Source organism: Streptomyces sp. NPDC002276, assembly GCF_053891435.1.
The window spans coordinates 1-2,227 of record NZ_JBSFCQ010000021.1 but is presented as its reverse complement, the minus strand read 5'-3'; the positions used below and the strand labels follow the sequence as shown (position 1 = coordinate 2,227).

The window sequence follows — 2,227 nt, the reverse complement described above, 5'->3', positions numbered from 1 at the left end:
GGTGGGCTGGGGGTGCAGTCCGCTCTCGTGGCGGTCGCGCCGGCGAGGTGTCCCGGTGTCGGTCCGGTCGGTCTAGCCGGGGATGTTGTCGAACGGGGCGGTCAACTGGCGTAGCAGGTCGGCCAGTTCGCCGCGCTGGGCGCGGGAGAGTTCCGCGAGGATCGCGCGCTCCTGCGCCAGCAGTCCGGCCAGGGCCTGGTCCGCGCGGTCCTGGCCCTCCTCGGTGAGCCGGACCAGTACACCCCGGCGGTCGCTGGGGTCGGGGAGCCGCTCGACCAAGCCCTTCTGGGCCAGGCGGTCGATGCGGTTCGTCATCGTGCCGGACGTGACCAGGGTCTGGGTCAGCAACTGGCCGGGGGAGAGCTGGTAGGGGCTGCCCGCGCGCCGCAGCGCCGTCAGCACGTCGAACTCCCAGGGCTCCAGGCTGTGCTCGGCGAACGCCAGCCGACGCGCCCGGTCCAGGTGCCGGGCCAGTCGGCTCACCCGGCTGAGCACCTCAAGCGGCTCCACGTCGAGGTCCGGGCGCTCCCGGCGCCACGCTGCGACAAGCCGATCGACCTCGTCCTCCATGACGATCAGTGTAGTGGTTGTGTCGACGTGAAGTCTCTTGATGTCGATTATGTTGATCTCAAGTCTCTTGACATCGAGAGACTTCGGGCGGGAAGGTGTACGTCATGACTTCCGCCTCGCCCGTGTGGGACCCCGCCCAGTACCTCCGTCACGCCGGCCACCGCGCCCGCCCCTTCACCGACCTGCTGGCCAGGGTCCCCGCGCTGCCCGCGGAGCGCCCCCGCGTCGCCGACCTCGGCTGCGGCCCCGGCAACATGACCGCCGTCCTCGCCGACCGCTGGCCCACCGCGCACATCACCGGCTACGACAACTCACCCGAGATGCTGGAGAAGGCAGCCCCCTACGCGGGCCCCACGACCGGCGGCGGCCACCTCGACTTCGCCCACGCGGACGCGACGGAGTGGGTGCCGAGCCAGACGTACGACCTGATCGTGTCGAACGCGGCGTTGCAGTGGGTGCCGGGGCATCTGGACCGGTTCGGCGACTGGATCTCCGCGCTCGCGCCCTCCGGGACCTTCGCCTTCCAGGTGCCGGACAACATCGACGCGCCCCTGCACGCCCTGATGCGCGAACTCGCCGCCACCGCCCGCTGGAAGAGCCGCCTCGGCGAGGTGCTGCGCCGCGAGGACTCGGTCCACGCGCCCGCCGTCTACCTCGACCGCCTGGCCCGCCTCGGCTGCGCGGCGGACGTCTGGCAGACGACGTACCAGCACGTCCTGACCGGCGAGGACCCCGTCCTCGACTGGGTCAAGGGCACCGGCCTGCGCCCGGCCCTGACCGCGCTCGCGGACGACCCGGAGGCACGCGACGCGTTCGTGACGGAGTACCGCGACCTGCTGCGCGAGGCGTATCCGACGGCGGAGTACGGCACGGTGCTGCCGTTCCGGCGGCTGTTCGCGGTGGCCCGCAAGGGGGTGTGACGGCGGTGATCGCGGCCGTGGACCATGTGCAGTTGGCTGCCCCGGAGGGGTCGGAGGACGCGCTGCGCGCCTACTACGTCGACACCCTCGGCATGACCGAGATCCCGAAGCCACCGGCACTGGCGGCGCGGGGCGGTTGCTGGTTCGGGGCGGGGGCGGTCCGGCTCCACCTGGGCGTGGAGGCGGATTTCCGGCCCGCCAAGAAGGCCCACCCGGGGCTCCGGGTGACCGGCATCGAGGCGTACGCGGCCCGGCTGAAGTCCCTTGGGGCGCCCGTCACTTGGGATTCGGACCTGCCCGGCCACCGGCGCTTCTACTCGGAGGATCCGGTGGGGAACCGGCTGGAGTTCCTGGAACCGGAAGGCTGAACGGCGTTTGTCCCCGGAGAACGCGGCTACCCGTGTGGTGACCGAGTTCCGATCCGACCGGGAGTGATGAACCGTGGCGAAGGACGAGAAGGCCAAGGCCAAGAAGGAACAGGTCAAGGGCAAGGTCAAGGAGACCGTGGGCCGGGCCGTCGGGAACGAGACGATGAAGGCCAAGGGGCAGGCCGAGAAGTCCAAGGGAGACGCTCGGCAGGCCAAGGAGAAGGCCAAGGACGCCTTCAAGCGCTGAGGTACAGAAACCACGGACGGACTGTGGCGGGCCCCTGCTGAGAAGCCGAGGAGCGCGCCGACGACGGTCAGCAGGTCTCCGCCGCCTCGACCGGTGTCGACGCGGGCGACCGTGTAGCCGTT

Annotated in this window: 4 protein-coding genes; 3 read left to right on the top strand and 1 reads right to left on the bottom strand. The window is 71.1% G+C overall.

What is annotated here, in order from left to right; genetic code table 11:
- Window positions 1-72: 72 nt before the first annotated feature.
- Window positions 73-570: a MarR family winged helix-turn-helix transcriptional regulator gene (locus tag ACWIHT_RS38640; RefSeq protein WP_456173188.1), complete on the bottom strand. Its 498-nt coding sequence runs from the start codon at window positions 568-570 to the stop codon at window positions 73-75.
- 104 nt (window positions 571-674) lie between these two features.
- Between ACWIHT_RS38640 and ACWIHT_RS38635 the strand changes: the two genes are divergently transcribed.
- The 3 genes from ACWIHT_RS38635 to ACWIHT_RS38625 all read left to right on the top strand — a co-directional run bounded on the left by ACWIHT_RS38635 (window position 675) and on the right by ACWIHT_RS38625 (window position 2,105).
- Window positions 675-1,490, top strand: a complete 816-nt coding sequence (locus tag ACWIHT_RS38635) for a trans-aconitate 2-methyltransferase (RefSeq protein ID WP_456173187.1) — start codon at window positions 675-677, stop codon at window positions 1,488-1,490.
- Between the two features lie 5 nt (window positions 1,491-1,495).
- Window positions 1,496-1,858 carry a VOC family protein gene (locus ACWIHT_RS38630; RefSeq protein ID WP_456173318.1) on the top strand — a complete coding sequence of 121 codons (363 nt, stop codon included), beginning with the start codon at window positions 1,496-1,498 and terminating at the stop codon, window positions 1,856-1,858.
- Window positions 1,859-1,931: 73 nt separating this feature from the next.
- On the top strand, window positions 1,932-2,105 hold the full coding sequence (locus ACWIHT_RS38625; protein WP_093628572.1) for a CsbD family protein: 174 nt from the start codon (window positions 1,932-1,934) through the stop codon (window positions 2,103-2,105).
- Window positions 2,106-2,227 lie beyond the last annotated feature (122 nt).

Coding starts and splice junctions, on each gene's coding strand:
- ACWIHT_RS38640 (WP_456173188.1), bottom strand. CDS start 570: ATGGAGGACGAGGTCGATCGGCTTGTCGCAGCGTGGCGCCGGGAGCGC.
- ACWIHT_RS38635 (WP_456173187.1), top strand. CDS start 675: ATGACTTCCGCCTCGCCCGTGTGGGACCCCGCCCAGTACCTCCGTCAC.